At 70.9% G+C, this 22,809-nt stretch carries 21 protein-coding genes; 10 read left to right on the plus strand and 11 right to left on the minus strand.

Annotated elements, in window-relative coordinates; genetic code table 11:
* Positions 1-66 precede the first annotated feature (66 nt).
* The 3 genes from KV106_RS29270 (at position 67) to KV106_RS29280 (ending at position 4,194) form a co-directional block, all read left to right on the plus strand.
* Positions 67-1,482 carry an FAD-binding oxidoreductase gene (locus KV106_RS29270; protein ID WP_261214375.1) on the plus strand — a complete coding sequence of 472 codons (1,416 nt, stop codon included), beginning with the start codon at positions 67-69 and terminating at the stop codon, positions 1,480-1,482.
* Between the two features lie 35 nt (positions 1,483-1,517).
* Complete coding sequence (locus KV106_RS29275; RefSeq protein ID WP_261214377.1) at positions 1,518-3,140, plus strand: tannase/feruloyl esterase family alpha/beta hydrolase; 1,623 nt, start codon at positions 1,518-1,520, stop codon at positions 3,138-3,140.
* A gap of 91 nt (positions 3,141-3,231) precedes the next feature.
* Positions 3,232-4,194, plus strand: a complete 963-nt coding sequence (locus KV106_RS29280) for a LysR substrate-binding domain-containing protein (protein ID WP_057596299.1) — start codon at positions 3,232-3,234, stop codon at positions 4,192-4,194.
* A 1-nt stretch (position 4,195) separates the two neighbouring features.
* On the opposite strand, the gene KV106_RS29285 is transcribed toward KV106_RS29280, so the two are convergent.
* On the minus strand, positions 4,196-4,879 hold the full coding sequence (locus tag KV106_RS29285; RefSeq protein ID WP_261214379.1) for a TetR/AcrR family transcriptional regulator: 684 nt from the start codon (positions 4,877-4,879) through the stop codon (positions 4,196-4,198).
* A gap of 213 nt (positions 4,880-5,092) precedes the next feature.
* On the opposite strand from KV106_RS29285, the gene KV106_RS29290 reads away from it, so the two are divergent.
* The 3 genes from KV106_RS29290 to KV106_RS29300 are packed head-to-tail and all read left to right on the plus strand — an operon-like array spanning position 5,093 to position 8,647.
* On the plus strand, positions 5,093-5,896 hold the full coding sequence (locus KV106_RS29290) for an SDR family NAD(P)-dependent oxidoreductase (RefSeq protein ID WP_261214381.1): 804 nt from the start codon (positions 5,093-5,095) through the stop codon (positions 5,894-5,896).
* A gap of 55 nt (positions 5,897-5,951) precedes the next feature.
* A complete protein-coding gene (locus tag KV106_RS29295; RefSeq protein ID WP_261214382.1) occupies positions 5,952-7,088 on the plus strand; it encodes a DUF5938 domain-containing protein in 1,137 nt (378 codons plus the stop codon).
* Positions 7,089-7,093: 5 nt separating this feature from the next.
* The gene (locus KV106_RS29300; RefSeq protein ID WP_261214384.1) at positions 7,094-8,647 is read left to right on the plus strand and encodes an AMP-binding protein; all 1,554 of its coding nucleotides are present in this window, start codon (positions 7,094-7,096) and stop codon (positions 8,645-8,647) included.
* 45 nt (positions 8,648-8,692) lie between these two features.
* Here the strand turns inward: KV106_RS29300 and KV106_RS29305 are convergent, their stop codons facing one another.
* The 3 genes from KV106_RS29305 to KV106_RS29315 form a co-directional block, all read right to left on the minus strand.
* Positions 8,693-9,523, minus strand: coding sequence for a hypothetical protein (locus KV106_RS29305; protein ID WP_261214386.1), 831 nt, complete (start codon positions 9,521-9,523; stop codon positions 8,693-8,695).
* A 263-nt stretch (positions 9,524-9,786) separates the two neighbouring features.
* Entirely contained in the window at positions 9,787-11,079 is a 1,293-nt protein-coding gene (locus KV106_RS29310) for a c-type cytochrome (protein WP_261214388.1), read from the minus strand.
* 10 nt (positions 11,080-11,089) lie between these two features.
* Positions 11,090-11,839, minus strand: a complete 750-nt coding sequence (locus KV106_RS29315) for a c-type cytochrome (protein ID WP_057596303.1) — start codon at positions 11,837-11,839, stop codon at positions 11,090-11,092.
* Positions 11,840-12,029: 190 nt separating this feature from the next.
* Here KV106_RS29315 and KV106_RS29320 point away from each other — a divergent pair, with 190 nt between their 5' ends.
* A complete protein-coding gene (locus tag KV106_RS29320; protein WP_261214390.1) occupies positions 12,030-12,692 on the plus strand; it encodes a DUF1345 domain-containing protein in 663 nt (220 codons plus the stop codon).
* A 7-nt stretch (positions 12,693-12,699) separates the two neighbouring features.
* Here the strand turns inward: KV106_RS29320 and KV106_RS29325 are convergent, their stop codons facing one another.
* The 3 genes from KV106_RS29325 to KV106_RS29335 all read right to left on the minus strand — a co-directional run bounded on the left by KV106_RS29325 (position 12,700) and on the right by KV106_RS29335 (position 15,808).
* Positions 12,700-13,632: a DMT family transporter gene (locus tag KV106_RS29325; protein WP_261214391.1), complete on the minus strand. Its 933-nt coding sequence runs from the start codon at positions 13,630-13,632 to the stop codon at positions 12,700-12,702.
* 64 nt (positions 13,633-13,696) lie between these two features.
* Positions 13,697-14,194, minus strand: a complete 498-nt coding sequence (locus tag KV106_RS29330) for a methylated-DNA--[protein]-cysteine S-methyltransferase (protein WP_057596290.1) — start codon at positions 14,192-14,194, stop codon at positions 13,697-13,699.
* Between the two features lie 6 nt (positions 14,195-14,200).
* Positions 14,201-15,808, minus strand: coding sequence for a DNA-3-methyladenine glycosylase 2 family protein (locus KV106_RS29335; protein ID WP_261214394.1), 1,608 nt, complete (start codon positions 15,806-15,808; stop codon positions 14,201-14,203).
* Between the two features lie 111 nt (positions 15,809-15,919).
* Here KV106_RS29335 and KV106_RS29340 point away from each other — a divergent pair, with 111 nt between their 5' ends.
* Together KV106_RS29340 and KV106_RS29345 are read left to right on the plus strand one after the other, a co-directional pair.
* Complete coding sequence (locus tag KV106_RS29340; protein WP_261214396.1) at positions 15,920-17,302, plus strand: phosphomannomutase/phosphoglucomutase; 1,383 nt, start codon at positions 15,920-15,922, stop codon at positions 17,300-17,302.
* 9 nt (positions 17,303-17,311) lie between these two features.
* Positions 17,312-18,742: a 3-deoxy-D-manno-octulosonic acid transferase gene (locus KV106_RS29345; RefSeq protein ID WP_261214398.1), complete on the plus strand. Its 1,431-nt coding sequence runs from the start codon at positions 17,312-17,314 to the stop codon at positions 18,740-18,742.
* Positions 18,743-18,746: 4 nt separating this feature from the next.
* On the opposite strand, the gene KV106_RS29350 is transcribed toward KV106_RS29345, so the two are convergent.
* The 4 genes from KV106_RS29350 to KV106_RS29365 are packed head-to-tail and all read right to left on the minus strand — an operon-like array spanning position 18,747 to position 22,095.
* Positions 18,747-20,285, minus strand: coding sequence for a TolC family outer membrane protein (locus tag KV106_RS29350; protein WP_057596287.1), 1,539 nt, complete (start codon positions 20,283-20,285; stop codon positions 18,747-18,749).
* Positions 20,286-20,308: 23 nt separating this feature from the next.
* Entirely contained in the window at positions 20,309-20,647 is a 339-nt protein-coding gene (locus KV106_RS29355; protein ID WP_057596286.1) for a rhodanese-like domain-containing protein, read from the minus strand.
* A gap of 14 nt (positions 20,648-20,661) precedes the next feature.
* The gene (locus tag KV106_RS29360; RefSeq protein ID WP_057596285.1) at positions 20,662-21,339 is read right to left on the minus strand and encodes a protein-L-isoaspartate O-methyltransferase family protein; all 678 of its coding nucleotides are present in this window, start codon (positions 21,337-21,339) and stop codon (positions 20,662-20,664) included.
* A 42-nt stretch (positions 21,340-21,381) separates the two neighbouring features.
* On the minus strand, positions 21,382-22,095 hold the full coding sequence (locus KV106_RS29365) for a TetR/AcrR family transcriptional regulator (protein ID WP_057596284.1): 714 nt from the start codon (positions 22,093-22,095) through the stop codon (positions 21,382-21,384).
* A 99-nt stretch (positions 22,096-22,194) separates the two neighbouring features.
* Between KV106_RS29365 and msrA the strand changes: the two genes are divergently transcribed.
* Positions 22,195-22,746, plus strand: coding sequence for a peptide-methionine (S)-S-oxide reductase MsrA (gene msrA, locus KV106_RS29370; RefSeq protein ID WP_057596283.1), 552 nt, complete (start codon positions 22,195-22,197; stop codon positions 22,744-22,746).
* Positions 22,747-22,809 lie beyond the last annotated feature (63 nt).

Here is a 22,809-nt window from a genome sequence, read left to right on the forward strand (position 1 = left end):
CTTTTTCGCGCCGCGGCGTTCGCCCGCGGCGCTTCGTTCCCGGTTCCCCACAGAAAGTCCCACCCCATGGATGCGGTCGTGATCTCCCCTGCGCGTCGTTCGCCCTCGGCCGAACTGCTCGCGCTGCTGCAACGGCGTTTCGAGGAACGCCTGTCGACCAGCCAGGCCGTGCTGCTGCAGCACGGCACCGACGAATCGGCCTATGCGCCGCAGCCGCCCGACGCGGTGGTGTTCGTGCAGAGCACCGACGAGGTCGCCTTCGTGGTGCGCGCCTGCGCACGAGAGCGCGTGCCGGTGATCGGCTTCGGCGTGGGCTCGTCGGTCGAAGGCCACCTGCTCGCGGTGCAGGGCGGCGTGTGCATCGACTTCTCGCGCATGAACCGCGTGCTCGCGATCCGCGGCGGCGACCTCACGGCCACGGTCGAGGCCGGTGTGACGCGCGGCCAGCTCAACGCGGCGCTTGCCGACACCGGCTTCTTCTTCTCGGTCGACCCCGGCGCCGACGCCTCGATCGGCGGCATGGTCGCCACCGCCGCCTCGGGCACGAACACCGTGCGCTACGGCACCATGCGCGACAACCTCGTGAACCTCACGGTGGTGACGGCCGAAGGCGAAGTGGTGCGCACCGCGACGCAGGCGCGCAAGAGCTCGGCCGGCTACAACCTCACGCAGCTCTATTGCGGTTCCGAAGGCACGCTGGGGCTGATCACCGAGGCCACGGTGCGGCTGCATCCGCATCCCGAGGCGCATGCGGCGGCGGTGGTGCATTTCCCCTCGGTTCGCGCGGCGGTCGACGTGGTGATCGAGGCGATCCAGCTCGGCGTGCCGCTCGCGCGCGCCGAGATGCTGGACGCGCTCACGATCCGCGCCGTGAATGCCCACAGCCGCACCACGCTGGCCGAGCAGCCGACGCTGTTCCTCGAGTTCGGCGCGAGCAAGGCGCAGATCGACGAACAGGCCGAGCTGGTGCGCGAGATCGTGGCCGGCCATGGCGGCGGTGCCTTCCAGTGGGCGCTGCGGCAGGAAGAGCGTTCGCGGCTGTGGACGCCGCGCCACCACGCCTACTTCGCCTGCCTGCAGCTCCAGGCCGGCTGCCGCAGCCTCACGACCGATGCCTGCGTGCCGCTGTCGGCGCTCGCGCAGTGCATCGACGAGACCCAGGCCGACATCGCCGAGCATGGGCTGCTGGCGCCGGTGTTCGGCCATGTGGGCGACGGTAACTTCCATTGCCTGGTGCTGGTCGACCCCGACGATGCCGCGCAGAACGCCGCCGCCGAGGCCTTCAGCCACCGGCTGGTGCAGCGCGCGCTGCGCCATGGCGGCACCTCCACCGGCGAGCACGGCGTGGGGCTGCACAAGATGCAGTACCTGGTCGAGGAGCACGGCGCGCAGGCGGTGGGGCTGATGCGCGCGATCAAGCGCGCGCTCGATCCGCACGACATCTTCAATCCCGGCAAGGTCGTGGACCACGCCTCGGTCTGAGTACCCCCGAATACGACAACACAGGAGACAAGACGATGAAGCGTTCGCACAAGCACACATGGGTCGCGATGGCCGCGGCAGCGTTGATGGCGGGATGCGGTGGCGGGGGCAGTGGCAGCGGCTTCGTGCCGCTGGTGCCACCGGCGAGCGCGCCGCCGGCGGCACCGCCGCCCGCGCAGTCGTTGGCCGAGAAATGCCCCGCGTTCAAGGGCCGATCCGTCGCCGAAGGCGCGGTGCGCGTCGACGATGCGAAGCTGGTTGCCGCCACCGGCGTTCAGCCCGAATACTGCGTGCTCACGGCGAGCTTCCAGGGTTCGAGCCTGCGCTTCGAGGCGCGCCTGCCGACCTCGGGCTGGAACGGCAAGCTGGCCTTCATCGGCGGTGGTGGCTTCGACGGCACGCTGCCCAGCGCGGCCGATCCGCAGTTCAGCGCCTCGATCTTCAGCGAGCGCTACGCCACGATCGGCACCAACGGCGGCTACGACTATCCCGGCGTGCGCGACGCCGGCTACTTCGCGGCGCGCTTCGCGGCCGATCCCGCGAAGCTGCTCGACTTCACGCAGCAGTCGGAGCACCGCGCGCTGCCGCCGGGCAAGGAACTGATCGCGGCCTTCTTCGGCAGCGGCCCCGCGCGCAGCTACTTCGAGGGCTGCTCGATGGGCGGCCACGACGCGCTGATGCTCGCGCAGCGCTTCCCGGACGACTTCGACGGCATCGTGGCGCGCGCCCCGGCCGGCAACATCATGGGCCTGTTCGTGCAGTTCAACCGCATTTCGAAGCAGGTGCGCGTGCCGGCCAACACGCTGAACCCGGCCAAGCAGACGCTGCTGGCCAACGCGGTGCTCGCGCAGTGCGATGCGCTCGACGGCGTGGCCGACGGCATCGTCTCGAAGCCCGCGGCCTGCAACTACGACCCTGCGCCCTTGCGCTGCGCGGGCGGCGCCGACACCGGCGATGCCTGCCTGTCGGACGCGCAGATCGCCACGGTGAAGACCATCACCTCGCCGGTCGCCACCTCGGACGGCGCCTGGTCGCACCCGGGCTACAACTTCGGCCTCGAGAACACGGCCGATGGCTGGGGCTCCTACATCTGGCCGCAGGCGGCGCTCGGCGGCAACTCGATCCAGGGCATGTTCTCGGACGGTTTCGTGCGCTCGTTCGTCACGCAGGACCCGGCCTTCGACACGCTGGCCTGGAACCCCGACCAGTGGCTCGCGCGCATGGGCGTGGTCGGCGGCCTGTTCAGCGCGGCCGATCCCGACCTGGAGCGGCTGCATGCGCGCGGTGCGAAGCTGATCCTGTGGAACGGCACCAACGACACCTCGGTGAGCGCGCGCGACACCTCGCGCTACTACGACCAGGTGGTCGGCAAGCTGGGGCAGCCCAAGGCCGACCAGACCGTCGAACTGTTCCTCGCGCCGGGCGTGGGCCATTGCGCGGGCGGCCCGGGCGCCGACAAGGTCGACCTGCTGAAGGCGATGGCGACCTGGGTCGAGCAGGGCGTGCCCGCGTCGGCCCAGGGCCTGGTGCAACGCAAGCTCGACGCGGCCACGGGCGCCACCGCGCTCGCGCGGCCGATGTGCAAGTACCCCGCGTACCCGCGCTACAAGGGCGCGGGCGACACGAAGGATGCGAAGAGCTTCGACTGCGTGAACTGAGGCCTTGTCCGACCCATGGGCCGCGAACGCGCGGCCTAGAATGGCCGGCCGTTCCCGCAACCCTGTGGCGAATGGCCGGAGACCCCCGCCGATGGAACTGCGCCAGTTCAAGTATTTCGTTGCCATCGTCGATTGCGGCAGCCTCTCGCGCGCCGCGCAGCAGCTCTACGTGGCGCAGTCGGCGCTGAGCAAGCAGATGGCCGAACTCGAGGCCGAGCTCGACACCCAGCTGCTGCTGCGCAGCCGCAACGGCGTGGCGATGACCGAGGCCGGCAAGGTGTTCTACGAATACGCGCAAGGCATCACCAAGCAGGTCAGCGATGCGCGCGCGGCGGTGCACGTGGCGGCCGACTCGGTGGTGGGTTCGGTGGTGGCGGCGCTGCCGCAGAGCGTGTCACCGATGATCGCGCTGCCGCTGATGCGCGCGGCCGCGCGCCGCTATCCCGACGTGGTGCTGCACCTCAACGAGGAGCTCACGGGCAACATGGCCGACCAGCTCACGCGCGGCCGGGTCGACGTGGCCGTGTTCTCGCCGACCATGCCGGCCGAGGACGTGGCCTTCACGCCGCTGGTGGAGGAGGACTTCGTGTTCCTCGAATCGCCGCAGAGCCCGCATGCGCTGCCCGAGGGCGAGGTGAGCATCGAGCAGGCGACCGCGCGGCCGCTGGTGTGGCCCGCCAATGCGCACGGGCACTGCACGCGCTGGCTGGTCGACGCGGTGCTCGAGGCCGCGGGCCAGCCGGCCGCGCGCGTGGCGGCCGAGATCAATTCGGTCTACACGCTCAAGGCCGCGGTCGAGGCGGGGCTCGGGCCGACCATCATGCCGCTGGGGCTCGCGCAGCGCGAGGTGAGCGAAGGGCGGCTCGCGGCGCACCGCATCGCCTCCGGCGCGATGTTCCGCACGCTGGGGCTGTGCGTCTCGGTGCACCTGCCGACCGGCAACGCCAAGCGCGCCATCTGCGCGCTGATCGCCGAGGTGATGCAGGGCCTGTGCGCGTCGGGCGAATGGGCCGGCGCGCGGGCCGTGCAGGCCGCGAGGAAAACGAAAGCCTGAGTCAGGCGCGGCGCTTGCGCGCGACAGCCGGCTTGCGGAGCTCGGCGGGCCGCGGGAACAGGCGCAGGATCGCCGCGCGCACGTCGTCCTTCATGCGCTCGGCCGCATCGGCCTCGCCCGACAGGTGGCGCAGCAACCCCTGCTGGAACAGGCCGTCGAACAGCGAATAGGCCGCGGCGGGCGGCAGGCCCGTGGGCACGCCCGCGAGCTCCTCGAAGCGGGCCATGATGCGCCAGATCATCGCCTCGAGGCTCCTGTCGATCTCGGTCACGTCGTCGCGGAAGGCGGCCTCGAACAGCGCCTGCGAGCGCAGGTCGTACCACAGGCGGTGCATGTGGCCCTCGTCGCGCAGCGTGTCGGCCAGGCTCTGCAGGAAGCCCTCCGTCAGTTCGTCGAAGGTGGTGGCGCTGTCGACCGCATGGTCGTAGCGCTTGACGCAGCGCGCCTTGTACTGCTTCACGCTGCAGACGATCAGGTCGACCTTGTCGGTGAAGTAGTAGTGCAGCACGCCGTGCGAGAACTCGGTGTTCTGCGCGATCTCGCGCAGGCTGGTGCGCGCGTAGCCGAGCGTGGCGAGCGTGGTCAGCGCGGCCTCGCCGAGCTCGGCGCGCCGCTCCTCGAACTTGTCGACCCTGGCCTTCGGCACCCGGGCCGTCGACGGTTGTTCCTGCTGTCGTGTCGTCATTTCCACCGCGCCGCGCGATGCGCGAGCCGCTCTCGTTGTCCGTTGATCTGCAAACCATAGCACGCATGGCACGCCCGTGCGAAACGGCGTTCCAGCCTGTTCCGGGCGCCATTCTAAAAAATCTGGACGGTCGTCAAAGAAAATCTTGACACTCGTCAAGACGATTTCTAGGATGGCCGCTCCATCTCACAACCAGACCACAGGAGACAAGCGATGGGACAGTTCGATCTGAAGGGGCGCAAGGCGCTCGTGACGGGTGGCGCGCGCGGCATCGGCGCCAGCATTGCGCAGGCGCTGACCGAGGCCGGCGCGGCGGTGATGATCGGCGACGTGCTCGCCGACGTGGGGCGGGCGACCGCCCAGCGCCTCTCGTCCGGCGGGGCGAAGGCGGGCTTCGTGCCGCTCGACGTCACCGACGACGCGGCCTGGGCCACGGCCGTCGAGACCACGGTGAAGGAGCTCGGCGGGCTCGACATCGTGGTCAACAACGCGGGCATCGAGATCACGTCGCTGGTGGTCGACGTGCAGGCCGAGGACCTGCGCCGCATGCTCGACGTGAACGTGGCCGGCACCCTGCTGGGCATGAAGCACGCGTTCCGCGCGATGCGCCCGGGCGGCGCCGCGGGCGCGGGCGGCGCGGTGGTCAACATCGCCTCGGTCGCCGCGACCATCGCCTTTCCCGCCATCGCGGGCTATTCGGCCACCAAGTCGGCGGTCGACCGCGCGACCCGCGTGGCCGCGATGGAGTCCGGCAAGCTGGGCTACGGCGTGCGCGTCAACTGCATCTACCCGGGGCTGGTGCCCACCGACATGGGCATGAAGCTCGCGAACGACATCGTCGCCGCGGGCCTCGCGCCCAGCGTGGAGGCGGCCGTCGGCGACGTGATCGGCCAGACGCCGCTCGGCCGGCTCGGCGAGGTCGGCGACATGGCCGACGTGGTGGTCTTCCTCTGCTCCGACGCGGCCCGGTTCATCACCGGCGCCGGCATCGCGGTGGACGGCGGCATGGGCATGTGAAGGCCATGCGCGAACAGAACGAGTCACACATCAGGCAAGAAAAAGGAGAGACGACATGAGCAGCAAGAACAAGAAGCCGGTCATCGTGTACGGCGCCTCGGGCTACACCGGGCGCCTGGTCTGCGAGTACCTGCGCGAGTACAACATCCCGTTCATCGCCGCGGGTCGCAGCCAGGAGAAGCTCGACGCCGCGATGAAGTCCAACGTGCCCGGCATCGAGACCGCGCGCTACGAGGTGGTGGAGGTGGCGCATTCGGTGGAGGCGCTCACCGAGCTCTTCACCGGCGCCTCGGTGGTGCTCAACACCGTGGGGCCGTTCGCCAAGTTCGGCCCCGAGGTGGTCGAGGCCTGCCTCAACGCCGGCTGCCACTACACCGACACCACGGGCGAGCAGGACTGGCTGATCACTCTCGACCAGCAATGGGGCGCCAAGTTCGCCGCCGCGGGGCTGCTGTTGTCGCCGGGCCTGGCCCACATGTACACCACGGGCGAGATCGCGGCGCAGCTGTGCCTCGAGACCCCCGGGCTCGACACGCTCGACATCGCCGTGTTCTGGGGCGGCAGCCCGACCATCGCGTCGACGCAGACCATCCTGGTCAACGCCGCCACCTCGAAGGCCTACTACCTCGAGCAGAACGAGTACGTCGAGTGGCAGCCCGATGCCGGCCTCTACCACCTGTCGATCCCGGGCCAGCACGAGGCCGCGCTCGCGCTGCCCTGGGGCGGCACCTCGCACCCCGTGTGGTTCAAGCGCGATCCGCGCGTGGCCAACGTCAAGGTGCTCGGCGGCGTCTTCAACAAGCCGCTGATGATGGGCGTGCCGCAGATCGTGGCGGCCGCGCTCAAGGCGACCGAGGGCATGAACGAGCAGGACCGCTACGAGGCGCTGGCCAAGACCGCCTCGAGCGTGATGAACACCATGCCGCCGCGCGAGAACCCGCGCATCAACAAGTCGGTCGACTCGGTGCATGCCTCCGGTCCGCTGGGCCGCGTGCACTGCGTGATCTTCGGCAACTGCAACTACAAGCAGACCGGCCTGCTGCAGGCCTATGCGGCCGCCTCGCTGCTGCAGCAGCCGCCGCGCCGCGCGGGCTTCGCCTCGGGCTGCCAGGCCTTCGGCCACCGCGAACTGCTGGGCGCGCTGCGCGGCTTCGGCCTGGTGCAGGAACCCGTGCTCACGCGCATGGGCTGACCCCGATGCGTCTCGTCGACTACCTCGACAAGGGCGCCCAGCTGGGCGCCGACGCGCCCTGCCTGACCCTGGGCGAGACCGACCTCGGCTATGCCCAGGTGCAGCGCATCAGCTGGCGCGTGGCGCGCGGCCTGCAGCGCGCGGGCCTGCAGCCGGGCGACAAGGTGGCCGTGCTCTCGAGCAACGATGCGATGGCCTTCGCCACGGTGTTCGGCATCTCGCGCGCGGGCGGCGTGTGGTGCCCGATCAACCCGCGCAACGAAGCGAGCGAGAACGCCTTCGTGCTCGATGCCTTCGACTGCGCCTGCCTGGTGTTCCACGGCAACTACGCGCCCATGGTCGAGCAGATGCGTTCGCAGCTGCCCAAGCTGCGCGCGCTGGTCTGCCTCGATGCGCGCCAGCCCTTCGCGCCGTCGATGGACGACTGGCTCGAGGGCCTGGACGACGCGCCGCTCGACATCGCGCCGATCGACGACGTGGCGATGATCGCGGGCACCGGCGGCACCACGGGCCAGCCCAAGGGCGTGATGCTCACGGGGCGCAACCTCGAGGCGATGTCGGCGCTCACGCTGATGGGCTATCCCTTCGAGGGCCGGCCGGCCTACCTCGCGCTCGCGCCGCTCACGCACGCGGCCGGCGTGCTGTGCCTGCCGGTGATGGCGCTAGGCGGGCGCGTGGTCATCATGCCCAAGCCCGACCTCGGCGAGTTCCTCGCGCTGATCGAGCGCCACCGCATCACCCACGCCTTCCTGCCGCCGACGCTGATCTACATGCTGCTGCAGCATCCGGAACTCGCGGCGACGAAGCGCGATTCGCTGCAGTGCTTCTGGTATGGCGCCGCGCCGATGTCGGCCGCGCGGCTCGAGGAGGCGCTCACGAAGATCGGCCCGGTGATGGCCCAGCTCTTCGGCCAGACCGAGGCGCCGATGATGATCTCGATGATGTCGCCGCGCGAGCACTTCAATGCCGACGGCTCGGTGGCGAAGCACCGCCTCGCCTCGGCGGGACGGCCCGGGCCGCTGGTGCAGGTGGGCGTGATGAACGCCGAAGGCGAGCTGCTGCCCGTGGGCGAGAGCGGCGAGATCGTGGTGCGCGGCTCGCTCGTGATGCAGGGCTACTACAAGGACCCGAAGGCCACGCAGGAGGCCTCGCGCTTCGGCTGGCACCACACGGGCGACATCGGCCGGCTCGACGACGACGGCTTCCTCTACATCGTCGACCGCGCCAAGGACATGATCATCTCGGGCGGCTTCAACGTCTATTCGGCCGAGGTCGAGCAGGCGCTGATGCAGCACCCCGACGTGCAGGACAGCGCGGTGATCGGCCTGCCCGACGAGAAGTGGGGCGAGCGCGTGGTGGCGGTGCTGCAGCCGCAGGCGGGCCGCAGCATCGACGCCGAGGCGATCAAGGCCTTCGTCAAGGCGCGCATCGGCAGCGTGAAGGCACCCAAGCAGGTGGAGGTGTGGGCCGACCTGCCGCGATCGAAGGTGGGGAAGGTGCTCAAGAAGGACGTGCGCACCATCCTGCTCGCGGCGCTGACGCGCGAGCCGGGCGAATAGGGGCGGCCGACCGGCGGCGGTGCGCCGCCGCCGGTGGGCCTCCGATCAGAAGCGCGCCTTGAGCGAGGCCGTCGGGCCCTGCAGGCGGATCTTCAGCCGCGCGTCGGCGAAGCCGCTGTCGCGCGTGATGTCGATGTTGGTCACGTTGTAGGCCAGCACCAGGCCCACGTTCTTGACCGGGAACCACTCCACGCCGGCCGCGGCGTTGTAGATGTTGCCGTGCGAGCTGCCGCCGTTCTTCCACACGCCCGAGGCGTCGGCGAACAGCCGCAGGTCGGGCGTGATCGCGTGGCGCACGCCGATCTCGAGCAGCGGCGCGATCGCATCGCGGCTCGAGCTTTCGCTGAGCGTGCCGAACTGGCCATTGACGCCCGCGAGCGCGCTCACGCCGAGCTTGATGCGGTAGTAGGCCGCGCCGGCACCGAGGCCCAGCACCGTGTTGCCCGAGCCGATCCACCACTTGTACGAGAGCTTGGCGAAGTCGACCTGCGTGTCGACGTTGGCATTGCCGAAGGCCGCGATGGTGCCGAGGCCGCCGAGCGAGGTGCCGCCCGAGAGGCCGCCGAAGTAGTCGCGCTTGTAGCGGAAGTAGTCGAACGAGAGGCCCTGCGTGTCGCCGAGCAGCACGTCGGCCGTGATGCGCGGCATGGTCACGCGGCCGGGCTTGATGTCGCCGGTGCGCAGCGCGCCGTAGGGCGTGCCCACCGAGGCGTCGAACTTGGGGTCGGCGCCATAGGCACCGACGGAAAGGCTGAAGCGGTCGAGCGCCGGCGACGGGTCGGCGAGGGCGGGCGTGGCGGCTGCGAGCAGGCCGCCACCGGCCAGGGCGGCGACGAGGGTGGCGTGGCCGCGGGCGCGCGAGCGGGGCAAGGGCATGAAGAAGGTCCTTCGAAGAAGAGGCAAAAAATGGAACCCTCGGACCTTCGATCGCCGTACCGCGAAGGCCGGTGCCGGCCTGCGGTGTCGCTCGGTGTCCGGGGCGCTGCTCCCTGTTGTTGACCTCCAAGTTATTAGGTGCGGCCCATAGCGCGTATGCGTCGAAGCCGCCAGCGCCTGTAGGAGATTCGCCATGCCCGCGTTCGCCTTCAGCCGACGGTAATGTGCCGCGCGCCGGCCTAGGGCGCGGCGCGGTTCGCGCCTCAGCGCCGCGCGATGTCGAGCTGCGTGACCGGCGCGCTGTCGTTGCCCCACGAGCCGCGGATGTAGGTCAGCACGGCCGCGAGGTCGGTGCCGTCGAGCGTCTCGCCGAAGGGCGGCATGCCGTAGGGGCGCGGATTGCCCGCGGTGGTCGGCAGGAAGCCGCCATGGCTCACGACCTGGATCAGGTTGACGGGCCGCGCCATGTTGACGGCGCGGCTGCCCGCGAGCGGCGGGTAGGCGCCCGGCGCGCCCTGGCCCTGGTCGCCATGGCAGTAGGCGCAGCGCTGGTCGTAGATGCGGTTGCCGCGCGCCATCTCGCCGGCATCGCGCCGGTAGGTGGCGGGGCGCGCGGGCTTGGCGTCGCCGGCCTCCTGCGCGACGGCCGGCAGGTCCTTGAGGTAGGCGGCCATCGCCGAGAGGTCGGCCTCGGACAGGTGCTGCGTGCTCTCGAACACCACGTCGGCCATCGGGCCCATCACCGAACCGCGCGGCGCGCTGCCGTTCTTCAGCAGCGCCACCACCTCGGTGGCGGGCCAGCCGGACACGCCGGCCTCGCGCGGATCGGCCAGCGAGGGCGCATACCAGTTCTGCACCGCGATCAGGCCGCCCGAGAGGCCGCGCTGCGTCTCGGTGGCGCCGAAGGCATTGCGGCTGCCGTGGCAGGCGATGCAGTGGCCCAGGCCGTCGACCAGGTAGGCGCCGCGGTTCCACTCGGCCGGCTTGCCCGCGTCGGCGACGAAGGTCTGCGGCGTGAAGAAGAGGGCGCGCCAGACGCCGAGCGCGGCCTGCGTGTCGTAGGGGAAGCGCAGCCGGTGCGGCCGGTTCGGCGTGTCGGCCGCGGGCAGGCTGCGCAGGTAGGCGTAGATGGCGTCGGAGTCCTCGCGCGTGACGCGCGTGAAGCTCGGATAGGGGAAGGCGGGATAGAGCAGCCGGCCGTCCTTCGAGCGGCCGTTGTGCATCGCGCGCCAGAAATGCGCGCTGCTCCAGCCGCCGATGCCGTGCTGCGCATCGGGCGTGAGGTTGGTCGAGTGGATGGTGCCGAAGGGCGTCTCGATCGGCAGGCCGCCCGCGTAGGCCTGGCCGCCGCGCGTGGTGTGGCAGCCCGCGCAGTTGCCGGCCAGCGCGAGGTAGCGGCCGCGCTCGATGCGCTGCGGCGTGGCCTCGAAGGCCTCGGCCTGCTCGGGGATGGCGGCCTCGCCGCGCAGGTTGAGCGCGACCACGCCGCCGGCCACGGCGGCCAGCAGCAGCACGAGCACGAGCAGGGTCCAGCAGAGGCGTTTGAGCGCGGTCATCGTCGCGGCCTCACTGCATGCCGCCGCAGGCCATCGGCAGCGGCGCGGCCGGCGCGGACACCGGCTTGGGGTTGGCGGGCATCGGCTGCACCGCGAGCCAGCTCGCGACGGCGTTGATGTCGGCGGTGGTCATGCGGCCTCCGATCTCGGCCATGCAGTCGGGCGCGAGCGCATGGCGCTCGTTGGTGAGCCAGGCGCCGAGTTGCGAGGAGACGTAGAGACGCGGCAGTCCCAGCAGGCCCGGGATGGCGGGCTGCACGCCCGTGAGCGCGGCGCCGTGGCAGTGCACGCAGGCCGGGATCCTGCGCGCGGCGTCGCCCTCGAGCGCGAGCTGGCGGCCGCGCGCGAGCTGCGCGGGAGCCGCGTCGCTGGTCGGCGAGACCGCGGCATAGGGCAGGTCGAGGCCGGCGAAGTAGTCCGCGATCTCCTGCAGGTAGGCGTCGGACATGTGGCGCACCATGTAGTTCATGTCGGTGTTGGAGCGCCGGCCGTCGCGGAAGCTGCGCAGCTGGTTGAACAGGTAGCCCGCGGGCTTGCCGGCCAGCCGCGGGAAGAAGGCCGCGTTGCCGGTCGAGCCCTGGCGGCCATGGCAGGCGATGCAGGCGGCCACGCGCTGCTCGATGGTGTCGGGAACGCCGGCCGGTTCGGCCGCGCGCGCGGACTGGAGGCCGAGCAGGCCGAAGGTCGCGACGGCCAGTGCCGCCAGCGTGGCGCGCAGCCCGTGGTGCAGGGGTCGCGAAGGAAGTCGCACGTGTCTCATGGCGGAAGGGCGCGGCTGCATCGGCCGCACGTCGTTGCTTCGTGGGAAAACGTCGTCGGGCCCGGCGCGGTGCCCCGGGGACGTCGTGACCATACCAGCGCCCGCGCGCGGCGGCGTGCGCTGGGACAAAAAGTCCCATCGCTCGCGCCGCACCGCGCAGCGCCGTGGCCACGGCGCTAAGCTGCGCCCCATGTCCACGCTCCATCCCCTGTCCACCACCACCGGTCCGCAGCGCCTGCTGTATGGCGGCATTGTCGGCGTCGCCGTCGCGGCGATCCCCTGGCCGCTGGGCCTGATGGCGCGCGGGCTGGCCGGCTGGTGCGCGGCCGTGCTGGTCTACCAGGTGCTGACCTGGTGGCTGGCCGACACCTTCGATGCCCAGCGCACGCGCGAACGCGCGCAGTCGCTCGACCAGCCGAACCTGATGATCCTGGTGTCGATGCTGGTGGTGGTGGGCGCGAGCGTGGTGGCGATCGCGATGCTGCTGCAGCAGGTGAAGCAGCTGAGCGGCATCGAGCGCGCGGTCCACATCGGACTCGGGCTGGTGGCGCTCGCGGGCTCGTGGCTGATGATGCATTCCATCTACGCCTTCCACTACGCGCACCGCTACTACCACGACGAGAAGCACCGCGGGCCCGATGCGGGCGGGCTGGACTTCCCGGGCAAGGAAGACCCCGACTACTTCGACTTCCTCTACTACGCCTACGTGATCGGCATGACCTCGCAGGTGTCGGACGTGCAGGCCACCTCGCGCGAGATGCGGCGCATCACGCTGATCCACAGCGTGCTGGCCTTCGCCTTCAACATGCTGGTGCTCGCGCTGTCGGTCAACGTGGTGGCCGGCGCGATCTGATCGCGGATCAGGCCTTGGCGGCGCGCGGCCCGAGCTTGACGAGGCCGGTCGACAGCGCCACGCCGCAGACGATCACCACGGCGCAGGTCAGCATCCATTGCGTGATGGTCTCGCCGAGGAACACCGCGCCGTAGAAGGCCGCGAACACCGGCACCAGGAAGGTCACGGTCAGCGCGCGCGCCGGGCCGGCGCGTTCGATCAGCCGGAAGAACAGGATGTAGGCCACGCCGGTGCAGGCGATGCCGAGCGCGAGCAGCGCGAGCCAGGCGCGCGCGCCGGGCATCTGCGCGGGCCAGAGCCAGATCGCGGGCACGGCGAGGAACAGCGAGGCGCCGATCTGGCTGCCGGTGGCGGTGGCCAGCGGCGGCACGCCGGTGAGGAAGCGCCGCGTGGCGCTGGCCGAGATGCCGTAGCACAGGCAGGCCGCGAGACAGGCCAGCATGGCCCACAGCGCCGCGAGATTGCTGGCGCCGGTGTGCAGGCCGGCACCGCCGCTGGCGAGCATGGCGACGCCGATGAAGCCGATCACGAGGCCGACCAGCCGCGAGCCGTCGGGCCGCTCGCGGAACCAGGCCCAGGCCACCAGCGCGCCGAACATCGGCGTGGCCGCGTTGAGCACGGCCGCGAGGCTGCTGTTGATGCTGAGCACCGCGAAGCTGAACAGCGCGAAGGGCAGGCCCGAGTTGAAGACGCCGACCGAGAAGCTGGGCTTCCAGTGGCGCGCGAGCGCGGGACCCTGGCCGCGCAGCAGCGCGATCGGCAGCAGGAACAGCGCGGCGATGCTCACGCGCACCGCCGCGGTCGGCAGCGCGCCGAACTCGGCGGCGCCGATGCGCATGAACAGGAAGGAAGCGCCCCAGAGCGCGCCGAGCAGCACGAGGTCGACGAGCCAGCCCTTGGGCTTGGGCGCGCCGGCAGCGGTGGTGGTGGAGGTGGTCATGCGGTGTTGTCGTTGTGTTTTCTCTTGCGCCTGGCCGTGGGCCAGGCGTTCCCGACCCGCGAGCCTAACGCACGCCTTCGAGCTCGAGCAGCGCGCTCTTGCGCTCGAGCCCGCCGGCATAGCCGGTCAGCGAGCCGTCGGCGCCGAGCACGCGGTGGCAGGGCACGATCACGCTGATCGGGTTGCGGCCCACGGCCGCGCCCACCGCGCGCACCGCGGCCGGGTTGCCGACGTTCGCGCTCAGCGCGCCGTAGCTGGTGGTGGCGCCCGCGGGGATCGCGAGCAGTGCCTGCCACACGCTCTGCTGGAACGCCGTGCCGTGCGACAGGTCGAGCGGCAGTTCGAAGCGGTCGCGCTTGCCCGCGAAATAGTCGCGCAGCTGCGCGGCGGTTTCGACGAACACCGGGTGGTCGTCGCGCGTCTGCCAGCCCGTGGTGTCGGGCCAGTGGCGCTGCTGGTCGAACCAGACACCGGCCAGGCCGGCGTCGGTGGCGGCCATGGTGATGCCGCCGAGCGGGCTGTCGTAGTGCGAGGTGTAGATGACGGTCTTCTTGAACTTCATGGCTTCTCAGGCGGTGAGGCCTGCCGTGGGAGTGGAGGGGATGTCCGCGGCGGCTGGCTCGGCGGACGGCGTGGAGGGGACGGGTGCGTGCCAGGCGCGCAGCACGGCATAGCTGCGCCACGGACGCCAGGCCTGCGAGGCCTCGCTCGCGGCGCGCGCGGTGCTCACGCCCAGCGCCTTCTGCAGCGCGACGTCGCCGGCCGGAAAGGCATCGGGCCAGCGCAGCGCGCGCATCGCGATGTACTGCGCGGTCCAGGCGCCGATGCCCGGCAGCTCCTGCAGCGCGGCGATGGTCGAGGGCACGTCGGCGCCCGCATGCAGCGGCAGCCGGCCTTCTGCCACGGCGCGCGCCAGCGCATGCAGCGCGGCCTGGCGCTGGCGCACGATGCCGAGCTGGCCCAGCGCATCGCCGCTGGCGGCCGCGATGGCGGCGGGCGTGGGGAACAGGCGGTCGAGCCCGTCGACGGGCGTGGCGATCGGTTCGCCGAAGGCCTCGACCAGCCGCGAACCCAGGGTGCGTGCCGCGGCCACCGTGATCTGCTGGCCCAGCACCGCGCGCACCGCGAGCTCGAAGCCGTCGACCGTGCCCGGCACGCGCAGCCCGTCGCCGTGCGAAAAGGCGTCGTGCAGCGCGGCGTTGATGGCCATCGGGTCGGCGTCGATGTCGAGCATGGCGCGGGCGCGGCTGATCACCACCGGCAGCACCGGCGCCAGCGAATCGCTGACCGACAGCAGCATCTGTTCGCGCGCCATGTCGAAGCGCAGCTGCAGCCAGCCCGCATGCACCTGCGCGCCGTGCTGCACGCGCAGCGTGCGCGCCAGCCGCGTGAAGGCCGGGGCCTGGGTGTTCTTGCCCGCCACCGGCACCTTGCCGTCCTCGGCCGTCACGCGCTCGACCCCGCGCAGCGCGCGGCGCGCGAAGAAGCCCAGCATCGCGTTCGGGTCGTAGGGCGGGCGAAAGCCCAGCCGCACCTCGATCGCGCGGCCGTCGCCGCCCTCGGTGCCGCCGGCGCGCCGCAAGGCGCTCGGATTGAGCCCGTAGTGCTCGACGAAGGCCGCGTTGAAGCGGCGCACGCTCGCGAAGCCGCTGGCCAGCGCCACCTGCGTCATCGGCAGGCGGGTGTCGGCGATCAGCTGCTTGGCCGCGAGCAGGCGGCGCGTCTGCAGGTACTGCAGCGGCGAGACGCCGAACTGGGCCTCGAAGATGCGGCGCAGGTGGCGGTCGCTGACGCCGAGCCGGGCCGCGATCTGCGCGGCGCCCGGGCCCTCGTCGGTCCAGGCGTCGGGCTCGTCGATCAGCCGCGCCGCCTGCTGCGCGAGGATGCGCGAGGCGTCCTCGGTCGACCAGTTGGCCGTGCCCATGGGGCGCGGCGCCAGTTCGGGCCGGCAGCGCAGGCAGGGGCGGAAGCCTTCGGCCTCGGCCTGCGCCGCGTGGCGGAAGAAGCGGCAGTTCTCGCGCCGCGGCAGCTTCACGCGGCAGACCGGCCGGCAGTAGATGCCGGTGGAGGTCACGGCGGTGAAGAACGAGCCGTCGAAGCGCGCGTCGTGCGTCTTCAGCGCCAGGTAGCAGGCATCGCTCTCGAGCTCTTCGGGGGAGGCATTGGCGTTCGTCATGGGCCAAATATTAAGGTTTCGAGGCGTTTCGACTGGCCGTTTTCGGACATGTGCGCCCCATGGCGGGTGCCTACAATCCCCCGGTCCACGAATCACAGGGAATCCTTTTTCATGCAGCTCAGCGCGTCGATCTTCAAGGCCTACGACATTCGCGGCGTGGTGCCCTCCACGTTGAACCCCGAGGTGGCGGAAGCCCTGGGCCGGGCCTTCGGCAGCGCGGCGCGGGCCGCCGGCGAGAAGTCGGTGGCCGTGGGGCGCGACGGGCGCCTGTCGGGGCCTTCGCTGTCCGAAGCGCTGATCCGCGGCCTGGTGGCCACCGGCGTCGAAGTGATCGACGTGGGCGCGGTCACCACGCCCATGCTCTACTTCGCGGCCCACACGCTCGCCACCAGCGGCATCCAGGTCACGGGCAGCCACAACCCCAAGGACTACAACGGCTTCAAGATGGTGCTGGCCGGCCGCGCGATCTACGGCGACGAGATCCAGGCGCTGCGCCGCACCATGGAGGACGGCAGCGCGACGCTCGCCGCGGGCGGTTCGGTGCGCCAGGTCGACGTGACCGAGGCCTACACGCAGCGCATCGTGGGCGACGTGCGGCTCGCCCGGCCGATGAAGATCGTGGTCGATTCGGGCAACGGCATCGCCGGCGCCTCGGCCCCGGCGATCTTCCGCGCCCTGGGCTGCGAGGTGACGGAGCTGTTCAGCGAGGTCGACGGCGACTTCCCGAACCACCACCCCGATCCCAGCAAGCCCGAGAACCTCAAGGACCTGATCGCCGCGCTGGAGCGGGGCGACGCCGAACTGGGCCTGGCCTTCGACGGCGACGGCGACCGCCTGGGCATCGTCACCAAGGATGGCCAGAACATCTTCCCCGACCGCCAGATGCAGCTGTTCGCGCAGGACGTGCTGTCGCGCGTGCCGGGCGGCACCATCGTCTACGACGTGAAGTGCTCGCAGCGCCTGGGCCCGGCCATCGAGGCCGCGGGCGGCCAGCCGCTGATCTTCAAGACCGGCCACTCGCTGATCAAGGCGAAGATGAAGGAACTCGATTCGCCGCTGGGCGGCGAGATGAGCGGCCACATCTTCTTCAAGGAGCGCTGGTTCGGCTTCGACGACGGCACCTATGCGGGCTGCCGCATGCTCGAGATCCTGAGCAGGAGCCCGAACGCCAGCGACGTGCTCAACGCGCTGCCCACGAGCTTCTCGACGCCCGAGCTCAACGTGAAGTGCGCCGAGGGCGAGCCGCACGCGGTGGTCGAGCGGCTGCTGAAGGAGGCGAGCTTCGAGGCCACGGCCAAGGTCTCGACCATCGACGGCCTGCGCGTGGACTGGCCCGACGGCTTCGGCCTGATCCGCGCCTCCAACACCACGCCGGTGCTGGTGTTGCGCTTCGAGGGCCAGACCCAGGCGGCGCTCGAGCGCATCGAGGCCCGCATGCTGGCGCTGCTCAAGACCGTGAAGCCCGACGCCACGCTCGCCGAAGCGGCGCACTAGACCTTGGCCGTGCGTTCGCTGCTGCTGCGCCTGTACGGCGCCTTCACCACCCTGGCCCAGCCCCTGGTGCGCCGCAAGCTGCGGCGCCGCGCGGCGGCCGAGCCCGGCTACGCGGTGGCGGTCGAGGAGCGCTTCGGCCACTACGACACCGCCACCACCGGCCACGCCCAGTGCTGGGTGCACGCGGTCTCGCTCGGCGAGACGCGCGCCGCCGCCATCCTCATCGAGGAGCTGCGGCGCCAGTTCCCCGAGATCCCGATCCTGCTCACGCACGGCACCGCCACCGGCCGCGAGGAGGGCGCCAAGCTGCTGCGCGAGGGCGACACGCAGGTCTGGCAGCCCTGGGACACGCCGGGCGCCGTGGCGCGCTTCCTCGACCGCTTCCAGCCGCGCATCGGCGTGCTGATGGAAACCGAGGTCTGGCCCGAGATGGCCGCGGCCTGCGCCGAGCGCCGCATCCCGCTGGTGCTGGCCAACGCCCGGCTCAACGAGAAATCGCTGGCTTCGGCCGAGCGACTGGGTTGGCTGGCACGGCCGGCCTATTCGGCGCTCAGCGCGGTCTGGGCCCAGACCGAGGCCGACGCGCACCGGCTGGTGTCGCTGGGCGCCAAGGTCTCGGGCATCTACGGCAACCTCAAGTTCGACGCCACGCCCGACGTGCGCCAGCTCCATGCAGCCGCCCGGCTGCGCGGCACGCTGCCCAAGCCGATCGTGGTGCTGGCGAGTTCGCGCGACGGCGAGGAACGCCTGCTGCTCGAGGTGCTGCGCCGCTTCGGCGCCACCGCGCCGGTGCCGCCCGAGCAGGGCGCGGTCCGCTCGATCTCGAAGCGGGTGCACGACGTGCAGTGGATGATCGTGCCGCGCCATCCGCAGCGTTTCGACGAGGTGGCCGCGCTGATCGAGGCCGAGGGCTTCGCCGTGGCGCGCCGCAGCGCCGCGGGCCAGCCGTCCGAGTCCGAGATCTGGCTCGGCGACTCGCTCGGCGAGATGGCGCTGTACTACGGCCTGGCCGACGTCGCGCTGCTCGGCGGCAGCTTCGAGCCCCTGGGCGGCCAGAACCTGATCGAGCCCGCGGCCTGCGGCTGCCCGGTCGTGATGGGGCCGTCGACCTTCAATTTCGCGGAAGCCGCGCAGCTCTCGCTCGCGGCCGGTGCCTCGCTGCGCGTGGAGACCATGGAGCAGGCCGTGACCAGCGCGCTCAAGCTGGTCGAGAACCGCGAGCGCCGCGAGGCGATGTCGCAGGCCGCGCAGGCTTTCTCGTCCTCCAATCGCGGCGCGGCCGAGCGCACGGCGGCTGCGGTGCTCGCGATCGCGATGGCGGCCGAGCCCGAGGAAGCGGTGGAGCCCGCGCTGGCCGACGAGCCCGCGAAGCCGCCGGTCCAGGCCGCGCAGCCCGCGCCGGAAGGTCCGCGCGAGCGCGCGGAACCGACGCTCGATTAGGGGTTCAGCGCCCCGGGTTCAGCACCGGCGGCGGAGGCGGTGCCACGGGGATCGCGGGCGGCGGCGGATTGAACGGCGCCACCGGCACCGGCGGCACCACCGGCACGCTGGGCCGCGCGGGCGGCACGGCCACGGCGTTCGGATCGGCCGGCGCGGTCGATGGGGCCGGCACCGCGGGCACGCTGCCGTTCTTCGCCAGCGTGGCGTTGATGGCGTCCATGTCGGCCACGCTCAGCGTGCCGTTGGCCTGGCGCAGCTTCAGGTTGCCCAGCAGCACGTTGTAGCGCGCCTGCGCGAGGTCGCGCTTGGTCTGGTAGAGCTGGCTCTGCGAATTGAGCACGTCGATGTTGATGCGCACGCCCACCTGGTAACCCAGGCGGTTGGCGTCGAGCGCGCTCTGGCTCGAGGCCTCGGCGGCCTCGAGCGCCTTGACCTGGCCCGCGCCCGAGACCAGCCCGAGGTAGGCCGCGCGCGTGGCCTGCGCAACGTTGCGGCGCGTGCCGTCGAGCACGCTGCGCGACTGGTCCTCGAGGGCCAGCGTTTCCTTGATGCGGTTCTCGGTCGCGAAGCCCGCGAACAGCGGCAGGTTGAAGGTCACGCCCACGGTGGCGGCGTTGATGCGCGTGCCCACGCTGCTGGTGCTGGTGCCGTTGGGGTTGCGCGTGACGTTGTAGCCGAGGTTGGCGTCCAGCGTGGGCTTGTGGCCGGCGCGCGCCTTCTCGATCTCGAGGCCCGCCACGTCGACGCCGAGCTGCGCCTGGCGGATCGCCGGATGGCCGGCGTCGGCCTGCGCCACCCAGGCCTCGATGTCGGCCGGCTGCGCGGTCGGCAGCACCACCGGCACCGCGAGCGGCACCGGCACGCTGCCGGGGCGGCCCACCAGCTGGTCGAGCACGATCTTCTTCACGCGCAGGTCGTTCTCGGCCGCGATCTCCTGCGCCACCACGAGGTCGTAGCGGGCCTGGGCCTCGCGCGAGTCGGTGATGGTGGAGGTGCCGACCTCGAAGTTGCGCTTGGCCGAGGCGAGCTGCTCGGACACGGCCGCCTTCTGCGCGCGCACCAGCGCCAGGCTGTCCTGGCTCGCGAGCACGTCGAAGTAGGCCTGGCTCACGCGCACGATCAGGTCCTGTTCGGCGATGGTGAACACCGACTGCGCGATCTCGGCCTGGCGCTTGCCCTGTTCCCAGGTGGCCCAGTTGGCGGGCCGGTACAGCGGCTGGGTGGCGTTGATGCCGATGTTCTGCTGCGTGAAGTCGCGCGAGGAACTGCCCTGCTGGTTGCCCGTGATGACGTCGATGTCGAGGTTGTTGCGGTTCACGCCCGCGCTGAGCCCGACGGCCGGCAGGATGCCGGCCCTGGCCTGCGCGGCCCGCGCCACGGTGGCGTCGTACTGGGCGCGCGCGCCCTGGTAGGTGGCATCGAAGCCACGCGCCGATTCATAGAGTTCGTTCAGTGTCTGGCCCTGGGCCGGCGATGCGAGCAGCGTGGCAAGAAGGCTTGCGATGGCTGCGGAAAGAGGCAGGAGCCGGGGCCTGGGAGGCATTGAAAGTCCTTGGGGGAGAAGAATCAGTAGCGCGGCACGGCGGGGTCGTGCTGCGCGGACCAGGCGTCGATGCCGCCGGCCACGTTGGCCAGTTGCGCAAAGCCGTTCTGGTGCAGGAAGGCGGCCACGCGCTGGCTGCGGGCGCCGTGGTGGCACAGGCAGGCGATGCGCTGGTTCTCGTCGAGCTCGGACAGGCGCGCGGGGATCTCGTTCATCGGGATCGCCAGCAGCGTGAAGCCCGCCGGGGCGACGCTCGCGGTCTGCAGCTCCCAGGGCTCGCGGACGTCGAGCAGCACGGCGGGTGCGTCGGCGTCCTGTGCAAACCAGGCGGCGAGGTCGGCGGGGCGGACTTGATCGATCATGCGGTGGACCCGGATCAGAACGCGAAGCGCGACGGCTCGGGGAAGTTCAGGAGGCGCGGCGCCACCGTGTCCCAGGGCTGGATCGTGTCCCACTTGCTCTCGCTGGTGCGGGTCACGAAGTGGGCGCGCATCATGGGCTCGTCGCCGACGATCGCCGCCAGGCGGCCGCCGACCTTGAGCGAGCCGAGCAGGTTCTGCGGAATGCGCGCGACCGAGCCGCTGAGCACGATCACGTCGAAGCTCGGGCCGCTGGGCAGCGGCACGGCGCCGTCGGCATGGCGCACCTCGACGTTGGTCACGCCGTTCTGGCGCAGCGTCTCGGCGGCGCGGGCGGCCAGCTCGGGGTTGATTTCGAGCGACAGCACCTTGGCGGCGCGGGCGCCGAGCAGGGCGGCCATGAAGCCGGAGCCGGTGCCGATCTCGAGCACCGATTCGTGCTTCTGCACGTGCAGGTCCTGCAGCGTGCGGGCCTCGACCTTGGGCGACAGCATGAATTCGCCGGGCACCGAGCCGTCGAGCAGCGGCAGCTCCATGTCGAAGAAGGACAGCGCGCGGTGCGCCTCGGGCACGTAGTCCTCGCGGCGGATGGCCGCGAGCAGGTCGAGGATTTCCATATCCAGCACATCCCAGGGGCGGATCTGCTGTTCGATCATGTTGAAGCGCAAGCGCTCGAGGGTGGGGGCGGTGCTCATGGGTTTTCCTTCTGGGGGGCGGGTCAGGACAAACCTTCAATTTTAGGCGGCACCCGACGGGCCAGCGGCTTCGTCGGGTTCGGCCTGCGCCCGCGGCCGGGTGCTGAGGCCGTAGAGCACCGCGTCGGCCTGCGCCTCGATGTAGCGCAGGGGGTCGAAGTTGCCGCCCTCGTCGACGCAGAGGTTGGCCGAGTGCTTCCAGAGCATCAGGAAGATCATCGGCGCGACCACCGAGTAGATGGTGTGGTCGACGTCGACCGGCCGGAATTCGCCGCGGTCGATGCCGCGCTGGATGATGCGCCGGAGCAACGCATGGCCCGGCTGCACCACCTCCTGGCGGTAGAAAGCGGCCAGTTCGGGGAAATTGGCGCCCTCGCTCATCATCAGCTTGGTGAGGCCCGAGGCCTGGGTCAGGCCCACGCGCTCCCACCACACGCGCATGCAGTAGCGCAGCATCTGGGCCGTGGTGCCCTCGAAGGTCTCGAATTCCTGGTTCCACTCCGTGAAACGGCCGCCGAGGTTCTCGATGACCACGGCCTTGAACAGCTCTTCCTTGCTCGGGAAATAGAGGAACAGCGTGCCCTTGGAGACGCCGGCGCGCACCGCCACCTCTTCCGAGCGGGTGGCGGCATAGCCCTTCTCGACGAACAGATCGAGGGCGGCCGCCAGCAGTTCGCCGGGGCGCGCCTCCTTGCGCCGTTCGCGCTTGGCGCGGACCGGGCAGATCTTGTCGGCAAGGAATCGGGGAGTGGGCATTGTTTAATGACTCGCGGGTTAGTAATGTAGTGAGCCGCATCGGATGCGTCAAGCCGCGACAATATCGGGTTCGCTTGTCAGTTCCTCAGGAGCCTTCCCATGTCCTCTTCGCCTTCCACCACCGAAACCATCGTGCTCGGCGGCGGCTGCTTCTGGTGCACCGAGGCGGTGTTCGACCGCGTGCAAGGGGTGGTCGACGTGGAGTCGGGCTATGCGAACGGCCAGACGGTCAACCCCAGCTACGAGCAGGTCTGCACCGGCCGCACCGGCCACAACGAGGTCGTGAAACTGAGCTTCGACCCGGCGCAGATCGGCCTGCGCGAGATCCTCGAGATCTTCTTCGTGGTGCACGACCCCACGACGCTCAACCGCCAGGGCAACGACGTCGGCACCCAGTACCGCAGCGGCATCTACTACACGACCGAGGCGCAGAAGCAGGTGGCCGAGGAGGTCATCCGCGAGATCGAGGCCGGCAAGACCTACGCCTCGCCGGTGGTGACCGAGGTCAAGCCGCTCGACAACTACTCGACCGCCGAGGCCTACCACCAGGATTACTTCCTGAACCACCCGAACCAGGGCTACTGCGCCTTCGTCGTGGGGCCGAAGGTCGAGAAGTTCCAGAAGACCTTCGCCGCGCGCGTGAAGAAGTGAAGAAGGACTGACCCTGCCGCTCCGGGCCGCCCTGGCCCGATTCCTGCCAGCTTTTCCCTCGTG

Source organism: Variovorax endophyticus (assembly GCF_025376855.1).
Taxonomy (GTDB): Bacteria; Pseudomonadota; Gammaproteobacteria; order Burkholderiales; family Burkholderiaceae_C; genus Variovorax.

Excerpts from the sequence above, each read along its gene's own strand:
- KV106_RS29320 (WP_261214390.1), top strand. The coding sequence starts at position 12,030 with ATGTCCACGCTCCATCCCCTGTCCACCACCACCGGTCCGCAGCGCCTG.
- KV106_RS29310 (WP_261214388.1), bottom strand. The coding sequence starts at position 11,079 with ATGACCGCGCTCAAACGCCTCTGCTGGACCCTGCTCGTGCTCGTGCTG.
- KV106_RS29365 (WP_057596284.1), bottom strand. The coding sequence starts at position 22,095 with ATGCCCACTCCCCGATTCCTTGCCGACAAGATCTGCCCGGTCCGCGCC.
- KV106_RS29340 (WP_261214396.1), top strand. The coding sequence starts at position 15,920 with ATGCAGCTCAGCGCGTCGATCTTCAAGGCCTACGACATTCGCGGCGTG.
- KV106_RS29360 (WP_057596285.1), bottom strand. The coding sequence starts at position 21,339 with ATGAGCACCGCCCCCACCCTCGAGCGCTTGCGCTTCAACATGATCGAA.
- KV106_RS29315 (WP_057596303.1), bottom strand. The coding sequence starts at position 11,839 with ATGAGACACGTGCGACTTCCTTCGCGACCCCTGCACCACGGGCTGCGC.
- KV106_RS29350 (WP_057596287.1), bottom strand. The coding sequence starts at position 20,285 with ATGCCTCCCAGGCCCCGGCTCCTGCCTCTTTCCGCAGCCATCGCAAGC.
- KV106_RS29275 (WP_261214377.1), top strand. The coding sequence starts at position 1,518 with ATGAAGCGTTCGCACAAGCACACATGGGTCGCGATGGCCGCGGCAGCG.
- KV106_RS29325 (WP_261214391.1), bottom strand. The coding sequence starts at position 13,632 with ATGACCACCTCCACCACCACCGCTGCCGGCGCGCCCAAGCCCAAGGGC.
- KV106_RS29295 (WP_261214382.1), top strand. The coding sequence starts at position 5,952 with ATGAGCAGCAAGAACAAGAAGCCGGTCATCGTGTACGGCGCCTCGGGC.
- KV106_RS29290 (WP_261214381.1), top strand. The coding sequence starts at position 5,093 with ATGGGACAGTTCGATCTGAAGGGGCGCAAGGCGCTCGTGACGGGTGGC.
- KV106_RS29285 (WP_261214379.1), bottom strand. The coding sequence starts at position 4,879 with ATGACGACACGACAGCAGGAACAACCGTCGACGGCCCGGGTGCCGAAG.
- msrA (WP_057596283.1), top strand. The coding sequence starts at position 22,195 with ATGTCCTCTTCGCCTTCCACCACCGAAACCATCGTGCTCGGCGGCGGC.
- KV106_RS29270 (WP_261214375.1), top strand. The coding sequence starts at position 67 with ATGGATGCGGTCGTGATCTCCCCTGCGCGTCGTTCGCCCTCGGCCGAA.
- KV106_RS29280 (WP_057596299.1), top strand. The coding sequence starts at position 3,232 with ATGGAACTGCGCCAGTTCAAGTATTTCGTTGCCATCGTCGATTGCGGC.
- KV106_RS29355 (WP_057596286.1), bottom strand. The coding sequence starts at position 20,647 with ATGATCGATCAAGTCCGCCCCGCCGACCTCGCCGCCTGGTTTGCACAG.
- KV106_RS29335 (WP_261214394.1), bottom strand. The coding sequence starts at position 15,808 with ATGACGAACGCCAATGCCTCCCCCGAAGAGCTCGAGAGCGATGCCTGC.
- KV106_RS29305 (WP_261214386.1), bottom strand. The coding sequence starts at position 9,523 with ATGCCCTTGCCCCGCTCGCGCGCCCGCGGCCACGCCACCCTCGTCGCC.
- KV106_RS29300 (WP_261214384.1), top strand. The coding sequence starts at position 7,094 with ATGCGTCTCGTCGACTACCTCGACAAGGGCGCCCAGCTGGGCGCCGAC.
- KV106_RS29330 (WP_057596290.1), bottom strand. The coding sequence starts at position 14,194 with ATGAAGTTCAAGAAGACCGTCATCTACACCTCGCACTACGACAGCCCG.